Consider the following 16681-nt stretch of genomic DNA (forward strand, 5'->3'; position numbering starts at 1 on the left):
TCAGGCGTAGAACTTCAGCAGTTCCGGCGCCAGCACCTCGGCGGACACCTCGTGGGTCTGGCCGTCCAGCGTCCGGTACTCGGCGTCCGGCACGGCCGCCGCCACCGCGCGGGCCGGGGCCCGCAGCGTCTCCGGGCTGGCACCGCCGTCCAGGACCAGGGTCGGCACGGCGATCGTGGCCAGCAGGTCGACCGGGACGACCGCGCCGGTCCGGTCGCCGAGCGCCGCCGCGTCGTACGCCAGGGTCGGTGCGACCGCCTCGAACAGCGGCCACACCGGCGCGCCGCGCATCCCGTCCACCATCTCCGCCGGCGTCCCGGCGTAGACCATGAGGGCCGCGACCGCGTCCCCGCGGCGCCCCTCGGCGAGCGCCGCCGTCAGCTCGGCGACGTACTGGCGGAAGCGCTCGCTCTGCGCCTCCCCGGTGCTGAACGGCGGCTCGTAGACGGCGAGTCGGGTGATGCCGGTGCCCGCGGCGGCGGCCCGCAGCGCGAGTGCGGCGCCGGAGGAGTGGGCGAGGACGTGGGCCGAGCCGCCCGCCGCCGTGATGACGGCGGCCAGGTCCTCGATCTCGCGCTCCACCGCGAAGGGCGGGGTGTCCCCGCTGTCGCCGCGACCGCGCCGGTCGTAGGTCCACACGGTGTGCCGCGCCGCCAGCTGTTCGGCGATCGAGGCGCTCGGCCCCATGCCGCGGTGGCACAGTGCGCCGTCGACCAGGACGACGGCGGGGCCGGACCCGGTGACGGAGCAGGCGAGGACGGTGCCGTCGGTGGAGACCACGGTGCTCATGGGTGTTCCTTACTGTCGTACGAGTCGGTCGTGGAGGTAGACCGGGGTTCGCCGCAGAACTCATCGCTCCGGCCGAAATTTTCTTCCGGAGTCTCCGGAGCCTCCGGATCCCTGTGGCGGGGCGTCCGGACGCATATGTTTCACGGGTAAATTACCTGCTAACCTTTTTACATGGTCACAACCGCCCAGTTCCGCCAGGCACTTCGGGTCGGTCCGGCCGGGGACGGCTGGCACAAGCCCGCGCTCAGCGCCGTGGTCACCCTCGGCGCGCTCAACCTCACCCTGCTCGGCCTCGGCCGGCTCGACCTCGCCCTCTACACCTCGGCCGGCGGCCTGGGCGCGCTGTACGGGCACGGCCTGCCCTACCGCGCCCGGGCCCGGACACTGGCCGGCGTGCTGCTCGGCACCGTGCTCAGCACCGGCGCCGCCCTCACCGCCGCCGCACTGACCCGCGACGCCGCAGTCCTGGTCGCGGTGGCGGCGGTGCTCGCCGCCCTGCACAAGCTGCTCTGCGACGCCGCCCGGATCGGCCCGCCCGGCAGTCTGATCATCACTTTCACCTCTGCCAGCTGCGCCTTCCTCCCGCAACGGCTCGCCGAGGTCCCGCCGCACCTGGCGCTCACCGCGCTCGGCGCCGCGCTGGCCTGGGTGGTCTGCATGGCCCCGGCCCTGGTGCGCCCGTACGGGCCCGAGCGGATCGCCACCGCCCGCGCCCTGGAGGCCGCCGCCCGGCTGCTACGGACCGGGCCCGGCCGGCCGGAGCCGGACGCCGCCGCCCGAACCGCCCTGGTCGGCGCGGTCGAGGCGGCCTGGCAGAGCCTCGCGCTCTCCGCCCCGTCCCGGCGGCGAGCCCTCGGCGACGCACCCGAGCGGCTGCTGGTGCGCGCGGAGGCCGCACTGGCCGGACCGGACCGGCCCGAGGACGCCGCGCGCTACCTCGACCTGGCCCGCGACCTGCGGCGCGGCCGCCCGCTGCCGACGCTCGACCTCACCGAGGCGGAGGCGGCCGAGCCTTCCGTCCGCCGTCCCGGCCCCCGACCGCCGCTCCGGCGGGCGCTGCGGCCCGGCTCGGCGCTGCTGCCGATCGCGCTGCGGGTCGCCGTCGGCTGCGCCGGCGCCGGGTGGGTCTCGCTGGCGCTCGGCGTCGGCCGGCCGTACTGGGCGGTGGTCACCGCGGCCTCGGTGTTCCAGGCCAACAGCACGCTGTCCTGGCAGCGCGCGCTGCAGCGGGTGCTGGGCAACCTGCTCGGCCTGCTGCTGTTCACCGCCGCGCTGCCCGTCGCGCACACCGGCCCGGTGGCGCTGATCGGACTCGGGCTGGTCTGCCAGTTCGGGGCGGAGGCGACGATCGCCCGCAGCTACTGGCTGGCGACGGTCTTCGTGACCCCGATGGCGCTGCTGATGACGGAGTTCGCGGGCCCGCAGCCGGCCGGGGCGCTGATCGCCGACCGCTGGCTGGACACCTGCGTCGGGGCGCTCGCCGGCCTCGCGGCCTGCCTGCTGGTCACCAACCGCCGCACCGCCGCCCGGCTGACCCGCGCGCTCGCCGGAGCGGAAGCGGCCGGCCACCGCGCGTCGGCCGCCGTCCGCGCCGCCTCGCCCGCCTCGTCCGTCCTGGCTTCCTCGCCCGCCTCGCCCGCCTCGTCCGTCCCGGGGGTCCAGGTCGTCGCGGCCGTGAGCACCCCGGACGCCCTCGCCGCCCGTACCGCCCTCGCCGCGGCCCTGCTGGAGCTGCGCGAGGCCACCGACACCGCCGCCGGCGAGTGGCGCCGACCCGCCGTCCCGCACCAGCGCGCCACCGCCACCGAGCAGCAGGCCCACCACCTGCTGGCCGCGCTGCTGGAACACCGCGGCCGCGACGGCCTGTCCGATCCCGGCCCGGCCCTGCCGGACACGGCCCGGGCCGCGACGGGCACGGCCGGGGCCGCGACCGGCACGCCCTAGGATCGAAGCCGAACGGCAGGCCGCAGAACGGGAGCAGCACACGTGGAGGACGTCGTCGCAGGTGTGCTGCGCCAGTGGGAGCGGGCCTACCCGGGGCTGGACACCGGTCCGATCGCCGTCCTCGGCCGGATCAACCGCTGCGCCGCGCTGCTCCAGCAGACCCCCGACCCGCTCACCCGGGCCGGCCTCACCCGCGCCGAGTTCGACATCCTCGGCGCCCTGCTCCGCCTCGACCGCGAGCTGACCCCCACCCAGCTGGCTCGGGAGAGCTTCGCCTCCGGGGCCGCCGTCACCAAGCGCCTGCGGCTGCTGGAGGAGCGCGGCCTGGTCAGCCGCCGCACCGACGACCGGGACCGCCGGGTCGCCCACCTCGCGCTCACCGAGGAGGGCCGGACGCTGGTGGACGGTCTGATCCAGGAGCTCGTCGCCTACGACCGCGCCCTGCTGGCCGGACTCACCCCCGCCGAGCAGGACCGGCTCGCCGAGGCCCTCAGCGGCCTGCTGAACAGCCTTGAGGGGACGATCGGCCGCACCCCGGCCTGAGCCGGCGAACCGTGGCGGAGCGTCAACGGTGGTGCTCCGGCGGGAAACTATGCTCGGGGTGCGGGCGTACGGGGGCGCCGGGTGCGCGGCGGGCTCCCGCTGGGCGCGCGGTGTGTCGAGCCGTCTACCGGGAGTTCCCCTTGGGCCACAGCGCGGACCGAACCGACGCCGATCGCTCCCGTCCGAAGCACCCCGGCGGCTTCGGGCGCTTCGGTGGCTCCGGCGGCTCCGGTGACCCGCTCGCGCGGCTCACCCGGGGCATCGTGGTCATGGTCGCCGTCGGCTTCTGTGCCGCCTCGGTGGTGGCCACGGTCCGCAACCACGACGGCCTGGCCTACCAACTGCCCGCCGTCGCGCTGCTGCTGGTCCTGCTCGGCCTGCAGATCGGGCACGCCGGTCCGTGGCGTCTGGCGCGGCGCTGGTGGCCGTGGAGCCTGGTCGTCCACGGGGTGCTCACCTACCTTCCGTTCCTGTTCTTCGACGGGGCGTGGGTCGGCATCCCCGGGTCGTTCGCCGGTTCGGTGCTGCTGACCGTCGCGTTGCCGCGTTCCTGGGTGCTGTTCGCCGTACTGGTGGCCGCCCAGTACCCGCTCTGCGCGGCGCTGGGCGGGAACCCCGGCCAGTGCGTCAATGCGTCGGTGTCCACCGCCGTGGGCGGCATCGTGGTCTACGGGGTGGCCCGACTCGCCGACCTGACAGCCGAGTTGAGGGCGGCCCGGACCGAGCTGGCCGAGCTCGCGGTGGACCGGGAGCGGCTGCGTTTCGCGCGCGACCTGCACGACCTGCTCGGTTCCAGCCTCTCGGTGGCGGCGCTGAAGTGCCAGCTCGCCGAACGGCTGGCCGCGGACGAGCCGGAACGCGCCCGCGCGGAGATCGCCGAGGTGCTGGCACTGGTGCGGCAGGCGATGGCGGACACCCGCCGGCTCCCCAGCGGCGACCTCGGGATGTCCCTGGCGCGGGAGGCGCGTTCGGCGGTCTCGGCGCTGCGGGCGGCCGGGATCGGGGTCGAGGCCGAACTGGACTGCGAGGGGCTACGGCCCGAACTCGACGCGGTGCTGGCCACCGTGCTGCGCGAGGCGGTCACCAACCTGCTGCGGCACAGCGCGGCCCGGCGCTGCGGGATCCGGGCCGGCCGGGACGAGCTCGGCACGGTGCGCATGGTGGTCTCCAACGACGGCGTGCCGCGCGAACCGGGCGGCGGTCCGGGTGAGCCGGGCGGTGCTCCGGCACGCGAACCGGGCGGCGGTCCGCGCGAGGAGGGCGGCGGGCCCGGCCCGGAGGGCGGCGGCCACGGCATCGGGAACCTCACCGAGCGGCTGCGGGCCGTAGGCGGCCGGCTGACCGCCGAGCGGGACGGAGCGGGCTGGTTCCACCTCACGGCCGTCGTCGAGGCCGAGCCCGCCCGGGAGGCCGCCCGCGCCGCCTGACCGGGGTCCGCGCCGCCTGACCGGGCCCGCGCCGCCTGACCGGGGTCCGGGCCGCCTGGCCGGGGTCCGGGCCGCTACTCGCGCATCCCCGTCGTCTCGACCGGCTTCCGGCGCAGCGCCAGCCGGGTGGTCAGCAGGACGGTGCCCATCCCCAGCAGCGCCGCCCCGCCCAGCACCGCGGCCACCCAACTCCCGGGCGGCGCGGGCCAGGCCGTCCCGGTGAGCGCCAGGCTGACCGGGACCAGCACGGCGGCGGTGACCGCCGTACCGAGGGCGAGGGCCACCGCGACCGTGATCCCGCCCTCCCAGGCCGCCATCCGCAGCACCTGCGGCCGCGTGGTGCCCACCAGCCGCAGCAGCGCGAACTCGCGCTGCCGCTCGCCGGTGGCCATCACCAGGGTGTTGACCACGGCGATCGCGGTGAACAGGCCGATCATGCCGAGCAGTAGCCGTCCGACCGCGGTGGCGGACTCCTGCCGCTGTCGGCGGGCCGCGTCGTACTCGGCCCGGTCGCCGACCCGGGCCATCGGGTAGGCCGCGGTGAGGTCGTGGAGTTCCCGGCCGACCTGCCGGGGGTCGGTTCCGGGGGTGGTACGGACCAGGACGGTCGGCGTGAGCGGGTCCGGGGCGTGGGCGGCGGCGAAGGGGGCGGGCAGCAGGGCGTCCGCGAACCGCGCGTCGCGGTCGTACACGGCGGCCACCGTCGCGGTGCTGCCGGTGCCGTCCGGCCATTCGATCCGGACGGTGGTGCCGACGCCGGCCTTGAGCGCGGCGGCCGTCCGCTGCCCCAGCGCGATGTCCGCGCCGCGCAGCCCGTCCAACGAGCCGGCCGTCACCCCCGGGTCGACCAGCTCCGCCAGCCCCTGCGGCTCGACGATCCGGGCGTTCAGCCCGTACTGGTCGACGTCCCCGACGGAGGCTCGGACGGTCGTGGAGACCGTGCCGTCGGCCGCCGCGACGCCCGGCAACCGCCGTACCGCGGCGGTGAATTCCGGCGGCAGGCCGATCCCGACGGCCTGGACCACGTGGTCGGCCAGCAGCCGTCGGCCGTCCTCGGCCGCGGTGGCCCGGGCCTTGACCACCGGGACGAACAGCACCGTGCCGGTGAAGGCCACCGCCAGCACCAGCGGGGTGACGGCGGCGGCGAAGCGGCGCGGCTGGGCCCGCAGCGCGGCCGAGGCGAGGAAGCCGGCCGCCGGGAAGAGCCGGCCCACCGGCCCGCCGATCGCCACGCTCGCGACCCGGCCGATCAGCGGTCCGAGCAGGGCCACCCCGAGCAGCAGCACCAGCACCATGCTCTCGGCCGTCCCCGCCCCGCGGTGGCCGTCGGTCGAGTCGGCCAGCACCGCGCCGGACCCGGCGAGCGTCACGAGCCCGAGCCCGGTCCGGATCCGGCCGATGCCGGGCGGCGGCGCCGAGGCGTCGCGCAGCGCCCGGGTGGGCTCGACCCGGGAGGCCCGGCGCGCGGCGGCCGCGACGGCCAGCTGCGCGGTGACGACGACGCCGCCGAGGACGACCAGCGGGGCGGTCGGCCCGATGTGCAGCGGCACGTCCGAGCCGACCACCCCGCGGTCGACCAGTTCGCCCCGCAGCAGCGCGGCGAGGCCGGTCCCGGCGGGGAGGCCGACGACCGCGGCCGCGAGGGTCAGCACCAGCGTCTCCAGGGCGATCATCCGCCGCACCTGTCCGGTGGTGGCGCCGACCGCCCGCAGCAGGGCCATCTCGCGCAGCCGCTGCTGGACGGAGAGCGCGAGCGCCCCCGCGACCACGAAGGCCGCGACGAACAGCGACAGCACGCCCGTCGTCCCGGCCAGCGACGAGAGGCCGTCGCCGGGCCCGGGAGCGCCGGAGAACTCCAGCTCGCCCCGCTCGTCGCCGGTGTGCACCCGGGGTCCGGACCAGTCCGGTACGCCGGCGCGGTCCCGTGCCTCGGCGAGTACCTGCCGGGCCTGCTCGGCCGGTGCCCGCAGGTCGGTCCCCTCCCGCACGGTGAGCCCGATCGCGTCCGCGCCGGCCGCCGTCCCGGCGAGCCGGGCGGCCTGCCCGGGGCTGAGGAAGAGCGCGCTCTGACGGGCCAACTCCTGTGGTGCTGCGGCCAGTCCGGCCACGGTGTAGCCGCGCGGCGCCTCGGTGGTGGCCAGCCGTACGGTGCCGCCGACCGTGACCCCGGCGCGGGCGGCCGTCGCGGTGTCGAGGACCACCTCGTCCGGCCCGGTCGGGGCGCGGCCGGCGGTCAGCCGGAACGGGGTGAGGGCGGCGCTCGTCCAGGAGTGCCCGAGCGAGGGGCCGCCCTGCGGTCCGGTGAGGACCTGCCCGGAGGCGGTGACCACGGCCGCCGGGAAGGAGACCTCCGGGACTGCGGCCGTGACGCCGGGCAGCCGGGCGAGTTCCGCGGTCAGCGGTCCGGCGTCCGGGATGCGGGTGCCGTCGCCGACCACCACCGGGGCCCCGGCCCAGCGCTCGGTGGGGGTGCCCGCGCGCAGGGCGGACTCCAGCAGGACCCCGCAGGCGACGGTCAGGACCAGGGCGCAGACGAGCGCGGTGAAGGCGCCGGCGAAGCCCGCCTTCCGGGCCCGCACCGTTCGCCAGGCCAGCTTCAACACGTGGCTCGACCCCCCGGTGGTTCGCCCTCGATGACATCGCGAGCGTAGCTCCGGCGGCATCGGCCGGATTCCGGTTCGTCGACGAAGGGAGGCCTCGTTGAGCTGGTCTGTGGGCCGTCCACGGGCGGATCCATGCGAAACGCACGGTCCGTCGAACCGGCGGGGCCGTACTGCCCGGGTGTTGGGGTGCCGGTCGCCGAAGCGCGTGGCGCGTGGCGTGGGGCGGGCGGCGCGGGGAGTGCCGGGGGCTACGCCGTCGGCAGCCAGCCCATCTCCTCGGCGATCCGGATCGCGTCGACCCGGCCGCGGCCCCCGGTCTTGGCCACCGCGGCGGCCAGGTGGTTGCGCGCGGTGCCCGTGGAGATGAACAGCCGGCCGGCGATCTCGGTGGCGGAGTCCCCCTGCGCCGCGAGCCGCAGGACCTCCGACTCCCGGGGTGTCAGCGGGTTCTCCCGGGTGTCCAGGGCGGCCAGCGCCAGCTCCGGGTCGACGACGCGCTCGCCGGCGGCCACCTTGCGGATCGCCGCCGCCAGTTCCTGCGCCGGGGCGTCCTTCCCGAGGAAGCCGAGCGCGCGGGCGGAGAACGCGGCGCGCAGGTGGGCGGGTCGCACCAGCCCGGTGAGGACCAGCGTCCGGCACCCGGGGAGCTTCTCGTGCAGTTCGGCCGCCGCCCGCAGCCCGTCCAGTCCGGGCAGGTCGATGTCGAGCACCGCGACGTCCGGGCGCACCTCCAGGGCGGTCGGCACCACCAGGTCCCCGCGCTCCACGTCGGCGACGACCTCCAGGTCCTCCTCGTACGCGAGGAGGGCCACCAGCGCGCCGCGCACCATGCTCATGTCCTCTGCCAGCAGGACCCTGATCATCCGTACTCTCCCCCTGTCAGGTGACGGCCACGGGCGGACTTCATTAGACAACAGGCCTTGCCAGGACCGGTTTCCGTGCTTGATCGGCCGCGAGCGGTCCGCCGGTCGGCGTAGCCTTCGTGCATGGCAGAGAGCAAGGTCCGGAAGGCCGCGGCGCAGGAGCCGGTGGCGAAGAAGGCGGCGGTGAAGCCGAGGAAGCCGGAATCGCGCCTGGCGATGGTGCGGCGGGCCCGGCGGATCAACCGCGAGCTGGCGGAGCTGTACCCGTACGCGCATCCGGAGCTGGACTTCGAGAACCCGTTCCAACTGCTGGTGGCCACCGTGCTGTCGGCGCAGACCACCGACCTGCGGGTGAACCAGACCACCCCGGCGCTGTTCGCGAAGTACCCGACGCCGGAGGACATGGCGGCGGCGAACCCGGAGGAGCTGGAGGAGATCATCCGCCCGACCGGCTTCTTCCGGAACAAGGCGAAGTCGCTCCTGGGCCTCTCGATAGCGCTGCGCGACGAGTTCGGCGGCGAGGTCCCCGGCCGGCTGGCCGACCTGGTGACCCTGCCCGGCGTCGGCCGCAAGACCGCCAACGTCGTCCTCGGCAACGCCTTCGGGGTCCCCGGCATCACGGTGGACACCCACTTCGGGCGGCTGGTCCGGCGGTTCGGCTGGACCACGGAGGAGGACCCGGTGAAGGTCGAGGCGGCCGTCGCCGAGATCTTCCCGAAGTCGGAGTGGACGATGCTCTCGCACCGGGTGGTCTTCCACGGCCGCCGGATCTGCCACTCCCAGAAGCCCGCCTGCGGCGCCTGCCCGATCGCGCCGCTCTGCCCCTCGTACGGCGAGGGGGAGACCGACCCGGAGAAGGCACGCAAGCTGTTGAAGTACGAGATGGGCGGCCGGCCCGGGCAGCGGCTGCGGCCGCCGGCCGACTTCCCCGGCGAGGCGGCCGCCCGCGCGGACGCCGCCGGCCACCACGGGCACGTCGCGGACCTGGCGGTGGACGCATGAGCGGGCGGTGGGGCCACCCCGGGCCGGAGGCCGGGGGAGTGGCGCGGGGCATCGAGCCGGACGGGCTGCCGAGCTGGCTGGAACCGGTCCGGGAGGCGGCCGAGCGGGTGCTGCCGGAGCAGCTGAGCCGCTTCCTGCCACCGGCCGAGGGCGGCCGGCCGGCGGCCGTGCTGATGCTGTTCGGCGAGGGACCGGAGGGTCCGGACCTGCTGCTGATCGAGCGGGCCCGCTCGTTGCGCTCGCACGCCGGCCAGCCGTCCTTCCCCGGCGGTGTGCTGGACCCGGAGGACGGCGATCCGAACGGCCCGGGCCCGATCGCGGCGGCGCTGCGCGAAGCCTGGGAGGAGACCGGCCTGGACCCGGCCGGGGTGCAGGTGTTCGCGGAGCTGCCCCGGCTGTACATCCCGGTGAGCAGCTTCGTGGTGACCCCGGTGCTCGGCTGGTGGCGCGAGGAGACGCCGGTGCGCCCGGTGGACGCGGCCGAGACCGGCGCGGTGTTCCGGGTCACGATCACGGAGCTGGCCGACCCGGCGAACCGGGTGCGGCTGCGCCACCCGTCGGGGCACATCGGGCCGGCCTTCGCGGTCGCCGGGCGGCTGGTCTGGGGCTTCACCGCCGGGGTGATCGACCGGGTGCTGCACCACGGCGGCCTGGAACTGCCCTGGGATCCGTCCCGGATCGTCGACCTCTCGGACGACGCGCTGGCCCTGGTCCAGGGAGACCTCGAACACTCCCGGGTGCTGCCGGGCGGCGACGCCGACGCTTCGTGACCGGACGTCGGCGCGTGCGGCGCGCGGACCGTGGGAGGGTGTCCGAGTGAACGTCCTGGATGTGCTGCTGATCGCCGCGGCCGTGGCATTCGCCGTGTCGGGCTATCGGCAGGGCTTCGTGGTCGGCGTGCTCTCGTTGGTCGGCTTCCTCGGCGGCGGCCTGCTCGCCGTCGAGCTGCTGCCGCTGCTGGTGCTCGACCACATCGGCCCGGGCACCACGGCCTCGGTGGTGGCCGTCGTGGTGGTGATCGTCCTCGCCGCGATCGGCCAGGCGATCACCGCGCACTTCGGCTGGAAGCTGCGCGGACACATCGGGCGCCGCCCGGCCCGGGTGCTGGACGCGAGCGGCGGCGCGGTGGTGAACGTCGTCTCGATGCTGCTGGTGGCCTGGCTGATCGGTTCGGCACTGGCCGGGGCGTCGCTGCCGACGGTCTCCAAGCAGGTGCGCTCCTCGGCGGTCCTCGGCGGGGTGCAGAACGCGCTGCCCGGCGACGCGCCGAACTGGTTCTCGGACTTCTCCAAGGTGCTCGCCCGCAACGGCTTCCCGCAGGTCTTCAACCCCTTCGAGCACGAGCCGATCACCCAGGTCGACACCCCCGACCCCGCGCTGGCCAACAGCCCGGCGGTGACGCGGGCCCGGCAGAGCCTGGTCAAGGTGGTCGGCACGGCGACCTCCTGCGGCAAGACCCTGGAGGGCAGCGGCTTCGTCTTCGCCCCGCACCGGGTGATGACCAACGCCCACGTGGTCGGCGGGGTCAACGAGCCGACCGTGCAGATCGGCGGGGTCGGCCAGCTGTACGACGCGACGGTGGTCCGCTACGACTGGCAGCGCGACATCGCCGTCCTGGACGTGCCCAAGCTGAACGCGCCCGCATTGACCTTCGCCGGCGAGGCGAAGACCAACGACAGCGCGATCGTGGCGGGCTTCCCGGAGAACGGGGCCTTCAACGTCCAGCCGGCCCGCATCCGCGGCCGGATCCAGGCCAACGGCCCGGACATCTACCACCGCGGCCAGGTGGTCCGCGACGTCTACTCGGTGCGCTCGGTGGTCCGGCAGGGCAACAGCGGCGGCCCGCTGCTCACCCCGGACGGCGAGGTGTACGGCGTGGTCTTCGCCAAGTCGCTGGACAGCGCGGACACCGGCTATGTGCTGACCGCGGCCGAGGTGCGCGAGGACGTCGAGCGGGGCGGCGCCGCGACCGGCCGGGCGGACACCCAGGGGTGCGCGCTCTGACGGGTGCCGGCGGGGGCGGGGCCGGGGTGGGGGTTGGGGCTGGGGCTGGGGCTGGGTCGGGCTGTGGCCGGGAGGGCGCGCCGGGCCGGTCCGTCCGATATCCGTCGCCCCGTCAGGCAGCCCTGGTAGCCTCGGCCGCGCTCACCCGTTCGGCTCAACCGGGCGCCGTCCCGGCGTGGGCCCGACGAGAGGTCGTGGCAGTCCGATGATGGGTCACTCGCACGCGGTGAGCGGGGCGATGCTGTACGCGGCCTCGGCTCCCTTCCTGCCCCCGCTGCTCCTGCACACCACCCTGCAGCCGGCGGACATACTGATGGGCACGGTGCTGTGCGCGGGCGCGGCCCTGCTGCCGGACCTCGACCACCACGACGGCTCGATCGCCAACTTCCTCGGCCCCGTCTCCAAGGTGCTCTGCCGCTTCGTGGCCTGGATCTCCGGCGGCCACCGGCACGCCACCCATTCGCTGCTGTTCGTCGCGCTGATGGGCGCCGGCACCTGGGCCGGGGTCACCTACCTGGGGCGCAACTTCACCCTCGGACTGACCTTCTTCCTGCTGGCGCTCGCGATCCGGGCCCTGCGGCTCTGCCCGCCGGGCGACGGCCCGGAGGCCTGGATCACCGTCATCGGCCTGGCCGCGCTCGGCACCTTCGGGATGAACACCTGGATGCCCAACTCGCCCGGCTGGCTGCCGTACGCGGTGGCGCTGGGCACGCTGGCGCACCTGCTCGGCGACTGCCTGACCAAGAAGGGCGCGCCGCTGCTCTGGCCGCACAAGGAGCGCTACGAGGTCGTGCTGATCAAGCGCAGCGGCAACAGCGTCGAGACCAAGGTGCTGGTGCCGATCATGTCGGTGGCGACCTTCGTCCTGCTCTGGTTCACCGCGCTGTCGCCGACGATCGTGAACTGAACGGGCCGTGCCGGTCGACCGGCACCGGGCGCATCGGTGCTCGGCGCGCCGGCACCCGGCTTATCGGTGCTCGGCTTATCGGTGCTCGGCGCACCGGTGCTCGGCGCACCGGTGCTCGCTGTGCCGGGCGATGAGATGCGGCGCGGGGCCTCAGGTCTCGCGCCGCAGCCGTGCGCCCACCCAGCGGGCGCGCCGGCCGAGGATGCGGGGGATGCCGAGCTGCCGCCGCTCCGTGCGCCGGCGGCCGTCGGGGCCGTCGAAGCCGAGGTCGTCCGCCCGGTCGGGCCGGTGGGCGGAGCGCTGGGGGCTGTTGTGACGTCGGCCGCGCGGGGCGCCGCCGCTTTCGGGCATCCAACTCATACCGGAATGGATGCCCCTGGGCCGGTGGAGGTAACCGCCCGGGCCTCGCCGAAATTGGCCTATGCGGTTGTCATATGAGCGTCAATATAAGGGAGTTGGGCCCGAGAGCCCTTCCGGTCGGCCGAGCGTCCGACCGCACGTACGGCCGCTTCCGGCCGCGTACGGGATCCCCGGCTCCGCGCGGCCGTACGGTTGCGTCCGGCCGCGTCCGGGGTCACTCCTTGTGGCGGCCGACCCAGTCCAGCAGCTCGGCGGTGAACTCCTCCGGCGCCTCCTCGTGCGGGAAGTGCCCGACGTCCGGCAGCAGCCGCCAGCGGTACGGCGCCGCCACGTACTCGCCGCCGCCGAGCGCGGTGTGCGACAGCAGCACCGGGTCCGCGGCGCCCTGGACGTGCAGGGTCGGCGCGGTGATCGGCTTCTTCATCCGCCGGGCGAACTGGATGCCGTCCGGCCGGGCCAAGGAGCGCAGCAGCCAGCGGTACGGCTCGATCGAGCAGTGCGCCGTGCTGGGGATCTGGATCGCCTGCCGGTACGCGTGCAGCGCGGCCTCGTCCAGGCCGTTCGGACCGGTCCAGGAGGTCAGGTAGCGGCCGACCTGCTCGGCGTCGTCGGCGACCAGCCGGCGCTCCGGTATCCACGGCCGCTGGAAGCCCAGCACGTGCTCGAAGGCGGCGAACTGCCGGCGGTCGGTCAGCAGCGCCCGGCGCAGGTCCCGCGGGTGCGCGGTGGAGACCACGGTGAGGCTCTGGATGACGGACGGCCGCATCACGGCCGCGACCCAGGCCAGGGTGCCGCCGGAGGCGTGCCCGACCAGGTGCGCCCGGCGCTCGCCGAGCGAGCGGATCACCCCGGTGATGTCCAGGGCGAGGTTGCCCGGGTCGTACCCGCGCGGGGTGCGGTCGCTGCCGCCGATGCCGCGCAGGTCGAGCGCCACCGCCCGGTAGCCGGCCTCGGCGAGCGCGGTCAGCTGGTGGCGCCAGGCCCACCAGTACTCGGGCCAGCCGTGCACCAGCAGCACCAGCGGGCCGGAGCCCAGCTCGGCGATGTGGAAGCGGGCGCCGTTGGCCGCGAGGTCGCGGTGCGTCCAAGGGCCGGCCTGCCGGATGCTCCAGGCCTCCGCGTCGCCCGCGGCCGGGGCCCCGGAGGAGGTCGCCGCGAAGGCTTCCCGTCCGGTCTCCCGCCCGCTCTCCCGCCCAGGCTTCCGCGCGGGTGCCGGGCCGGTGCCCCCGGGGGCGGAGCCGGGGTCTTCGGGACCGGCGGGGCCTTCGGGGGTGAGTCCGGCGCCGGAGTCGGGGCCGGATTCGGCGGACGGCTGCGCGGGCACGGGCTTCTGGTCAAGCGGCATACCGAGAGCGTGTCACATCCCGGCGCCGGACACGTGCCCGGCACTCGTGGTCGGCGGGTTCGGAGCCCGCCGGGGCTGGCCCTCCCCGCTCACGGCGCGGCGCCGTCCCCGCCCGCCCGGGCCGGTCACCGGCGCCCCGCCGACACCGGGTCGGTTACGGGATGCGACCGAAGGCCCGGTCGATCTCCTCCTGGGTGGCCGGCCGCGGCCGGGCGTTCTTCAGCACGTCGGCGGTCCTCTGGGCGCCCTCGATGGTGCGCACCGGCTTCTCGATCTTCTTGAACGAGCGCCAGGCCAGCATCCCGAGCAGCACCGCGAGCAGCAGGTAGGCGCCCGCCACGACCAGGAAGGACCAGCCCAGCGACAGGCCCAGCGCGTGGATGCCGAAGGCCGCCGCGGCGCTCAGCATCGGGATGGAGAACAGCGCCACCACACCGGCGACGATCAGCGAGACGCCGCCGGAGACGCCGCGCTTGACGTCCGCCCGGATCTCGGCCTTGGCGAGCGCGATCTCGTCGTGGACCAGCGCGGACAGGTCGGCGGTGGCCGCCGCGAACAGCTGCCCCACCGAACGCTCGCCCTCGTAGGGCACCCGGCCGTTGCTGGACGGGTCTGCGGCTCCTGCGGGCATCAGCGGTTCTCCTCTGCGGCTGTGCGGCGTGACGCCGCCGCGGGTGTGCGGTTCCGGGGCCGGCGGGGGTCCGGAGGCGTCTGTGGGTTGTCGACAGCTCAGAATCATGCCCCTACCGGTCAGTCGGACACCACTCCGGGGCCCCGCCGGAGGGATGTGTCCCGGCGGCGGGGGTGCTCCGGGCACCTCCGCCGGGGCCTGCCGGAGGTCGTGGTTCCGGTCCTCGGGTGCCTCGGTCGGGCCCGCCGGACCGTTCCCCCGCCCCGGTCCTCCGGGTGCCGGCCGAAGGGCCTTCCGGGGCCCCGGCCGGGAGGCCTCGGTCGGGGGCTTCCGCCGGGGCGCCCCAGCCGGGGCTTCGGGCAGGGGCGTCGGGCAGGGGCGTCGGGGAGGGGATTCGGGCAGGGGATTCGGTCAGGGGCGTCGGGCAGGGCTTCAGCCGGGGCGTCTCAGTCGGTGTGGCCGGGCCGGCCCTGGTGGCCGGGGCCGGGGTCGCCTTCCTCACCGGCCGCCGGGCGGGGCGACTCGCCGACCCTGGCCTGCCAGGCCGGGTCGTCCTCCTGGTAGATGTCGGGGATGCCGTCCCCGTCCACGTCCCGGTCCTCCTCCTCGCACAGCTCGCGGTAGTGCCGGTTGCGCAGCTTCAGCAGGACCGTGGCGACGACCGCGGCGAGCACCGAGCCCACCAGTACCGCCGTCTTGGCCCGGGCGGCGAGCGCCGGGTCGTCCGGGAAGGCCAGCTCGCTGATCAGCAGCGAGACGGTGAAACCTATGCCCGCGAGCACCGAGACCGCGACCATGTCGGCCCACTTGAGCCGCGGGTTCAGCTCGGCCCTGGTGAACCGGGCGGTCAGCCAGGCCCCGCCGAACACGCCCACCGACTTGCCGACCAGCAGGCCGATCACGATGCCCAACGGGGCGGCCTGGGTGAACACCTCGCGCAGTTTCGGGCCGGAGACGGCCACCCCGGCCGAGAACAGCGCGAACAGCGGGACGGCGAGGCCGGCCGAGAGCGGGCGGACCAGGTGCTCGATGTGCTCGCCGGGGGAGTGCTGCTCGTCGCCCTCCCGGTGGCAGCGCAGCATCAGGCCCATCGCGACGCCCGCCACCGTGGCGTGGATGCCGCTCTCGTGCATCAGTGCCCAGGTCACGAAGGCCAGCGGCACGAAGAGGTACCAGCCGTGGACGCCGCGCCGGTGCAGGAACCAGAACAGCGCCAGCCCGACGAAGGCAAGGCCGAGCGCCCAGAACTTGATGCCGTGGCTGTAGAAGATCGCGATGATCAGGATCGCGATCAGGTCGTCGACCACCGCCAGGGTGAGCAGGAAGGCGCGCAGCGGGGACGGCAGGTGGCTGCCGACCACGGCCAGCACACCGAGTGCGAAGGCGATGTCGGTGGCGGTCGGGATCGCCCAGCCATTGGGATGCCCGCCGCTGCCGGAGTTCACCAGGGCGAAGAGGATCGCGGGCAGCGCCACCCCGCAGACGGCGGCGACCACGGGCAGCAGCGCGGCACTGGGCGTGCGCAGCTCACCCGCGACGAACTCGCGTTTGAGCTCGATCCCGGCGACGAAGAAGAAGATCGCCAGCAGGCCGTCCTTGGCCCAGGTGGCCAGGGAGAGGTTCAGGTGCAGCGGGGCGGAGGGGCCGACGGTGTAGTCGAGCACGCTCTGGTAGGCCTGCGGCCAGGCGTTGGCCCAGATCAGTGCGACGACGGCGGCGCCCAGCAGCAGCATGCCGCCGACCGTCTCGGTGCGCAGGGCGTCGGTGATGAAGGTGCGCTCGGGCAGTGACAGCCGGCCGAGGAACTGCCGGCGGCGGGTCGTCGGCTCATGGACGGGCGGCTGGTCGGTCACGCGGGACCTCCTGGGGCTGGGAGCGGCAAATGGATGCACGTGTGGTGCAGTTGCCGACCAGACTTCCCGGCGCGCCCTGTGACGCCCGCGACTCCCGTCAAGGGATCTTGATGCGTCCTTAATAGTCTAGCGGGACGTTTGGGTGACATCCGGATTGTCCTAACAAAGGACTTAATCCCTGCGGGCTGGTTTCGCACTCCGGGGGAGCAGCGGCCCGTACGCGGAACGGCGGCCGCGTGCTCGAACGGCGGCCGCGTACCCGGAAGGGCGGCCCCGTACTCGAGCGGCGGCTCGGCACCGGACGGCGGCCGGGCCGCTGGGAGAAGGCGGGATGCCCGGGTGGGCCTCGCTGTCCGAACGGGTGACTGACGGGACGACTGTGCCCCGGGCGGTGATCACCGCCCGGGGCA

14 protein-coding genes are annotated in these 16681 nt (G+C 75.2%); 7 read left to right on the top strand and 7 right to left on the bottom strand.

Annotation, left to right across the window (positions count from 1 at the left end; genetic code table 11):
• Nucleotides 1-789, bottom strand: a complete 789-nt coding sequence (locus ACFWJ4_RS10140; protein WP_380541481.1) for an alpha/beta fold hydrolase — start codon at nt 787-789, stop codon at nt 1-3.
• 171 nt (nt 790-960) lie between these two features.
• Here ACFWJ4_RS10140 and ACFWJ4_RS10145 point away from each other — a divergent pair, with 171 nt between their 5' ends.
• The 3 genes from ACFWJ4_RS10145 to ACFWJ4_RS10155 all read left to right on the top strand — a co-directional run bounded on the left by ACFWJ4_RS10145 (nt 961) and on the right by ACFWJ4_RS10155 (nt 4703).
• The gene (locus ACFWJ4_RS10145; protein ID WP_380541484.1) at nt 961-2733 is read left to right on the top strand and encodes an FUSC family protein; all 1773 of its coding nucleotides are present in this window, start codon (nt 961-963) and stop codon (nt 2731-2733) included.
• 42 nt (nt 2734-2775) lie between these two features.
• Nucleotides 2776-3276: a MarR family transcriptional regulator gene (locus ACFWJ4_RS10150; protein WP_359901973.1), complete on the top strand. Its 501-nt coding sequence runs from the start codon at nt 2776-2778 to the stop codon at nt 3274-3276.
• Nucleotides 3277-3416: 140 nt separating this feature from the next.
• Nucleotides 3417-4703 (top strand): sensor histidine kinase, encoded by a 1287-nt coding sequence (locus ACFWJ4_RS10155; protein ID WP_380541487.1) that lies wholly within the window; start codon nt 3417-3419, stop codon nt 4701-4703.
• Nucleotides 4704-4777: 74 nt separating this feature from the next.
• Here the strand turns inward: ACFWJ4_RS10155 and ACFWJ4_RS10160 are convergent, their stop codons facing one another.
• Entirely contained in the window at nt 4778-7306 is a 2529-nt protein-coding gene (locus tag ACFWJ4_RS10160) for an FtsX-like permease family protein (protein ID WP_380541490.1), read from the bottom strand.
• 248 nt (nt 7307-7554) lie between these two features.
• Entirely contained in the window at nt 7555-8169 is a 615-nt protein-coding gene (locus ACFWJ4_RS10165; protein ID WP_380541493.1) for a response regulator, read from the bottom strand.
• 123 nt (nt 8170-8292) lie between these two features.
• On the opposite strand from ACFWJ4_RS10165, the gene nth reads away from it, so the two are divergent.
• The 4 genes from nth to ACFWJ4_RS10185 all read left to right on the top strand — a co-directional run bounded on the left by nth (nt 8293) and on the right by ACFWJ4_RS10185 (nt 12082).
• Nucleotides 8293-9171 carry an endonuclease III gene (nth, locus tag ACFWJ4_RS10170; RefSeq protein ID WP_380357878.1) on the top strand — a complete coding sequence of 293 codons (879 nt, stop codon included), beginning with the start codon at nt 8293-8295 and terminating at the stop codon, nt 9169-9171.
• Nucleotides 9168-9941 (top strand): CoA pyrophosphatase, encoded by a 774-nt coding sequence (locus tag ACFWJ4_RS10175; protein ID WP_359901985.1) that lies wholly within the window; start codon nt 9168-9170, stop codon nt 9939-9941. Before nth ends, ACFWJ4_RS10175 begins: the two co-directional genes overlap by 4 nt.
• Nucleotides 9942-9987: 46 nt before the next feature.
• Entirely contained in the window at nt 9988-11175 is a 1188-nt protein-coding gene (locus ACFWJ4_RS10180) for a MarP family serine protease (protein ID WP_380541496.1), read from the top strand.
• A 205-nt stretch (nt 11176-11380) separates the two neighbouring features.
• Nucleotides 11381-12082 (top strand): metal-dependent hydrolase, encoded by a 702-nt coding sequence (locus ACFWJ4_RS10185; protein ID WP_359901991.1) that lies wholly within the window; start codon nt 11381-11383, stop codon nt 12080-12082.
• Nucleotides 12083-12232: 150 nt separating this feature from the next.
• Here ACFWJ4_RS10185 and ACFWJ4_RS10190 read toward each other — a convergent pair whose 3' ends face one another.
• The 4 genes from ACFWJ4_RS10190 to nhaA all read right to left on the bottom strand — a co-directional run bounded on the left by ACFWJ4_RS10190 (nt 12233) and on the right by nhaA (nt 16271).
• Nucleotides 12233-12442 (bottom strand): hypothetical protein, encoded by a 210-nt coding sequence (locus ACFWJ4_RS10190; protein ID WP_359901994.1) that lies wholly within the window; start codon nt 12440-12442, stop codon nt 12233-12235.
• Between the two features lie 214 nt (nt 12443-12656).
• Nucleotides 12657-13787, bottom strand: coding sequence for an alpha/beta fold hydrolase (locus tag ACFWJ4_RS10195; RefSeq protein ID WP_380541499.1), 1131 nt, complete (start codon nt 13785-13787; stop codon nt 12657-12659).
• Nucleotides 13788-13941: 154 nt separating this feature from the next.
• Nucleotides 13942-14418 carry a phage holin family protein gene (locus ACFWJ4_RS10200; protein ID WP_380541502.1) on the bottom strand — a complete coding sequence of 159 codons (477 nt, stop codon included), beginning with the start codon at nt 14416-14418 and terminating at the stop codon, nt 13942-13944.
• Nucleotides 14419-14864: 446 nt separating this feature from the next.
• On the bottom strand, nt 14865-16271 hold the full coding sequence (gene nhaA, locus ACFWJ4_RS10205) for a Na+/H+ antiporter NhaA (protein ID WP_380541505.1): 1407 nt from the start codon (nt 16269-16271) through the stop codon (nt 14865-14867).
• Nucleotides 16272-16681: the final 410 nt, after the last annotated feature.

This window comes from Kitasatospora sp. NPDC127067, assembly GCF_042724755.1.
Lineage (GTDB): Bacteria > Actinomycetota > Actinomycetes > Streptomycetales > Streptomycetaceae > Kitasatospora > Kitasatospora lactacystinica.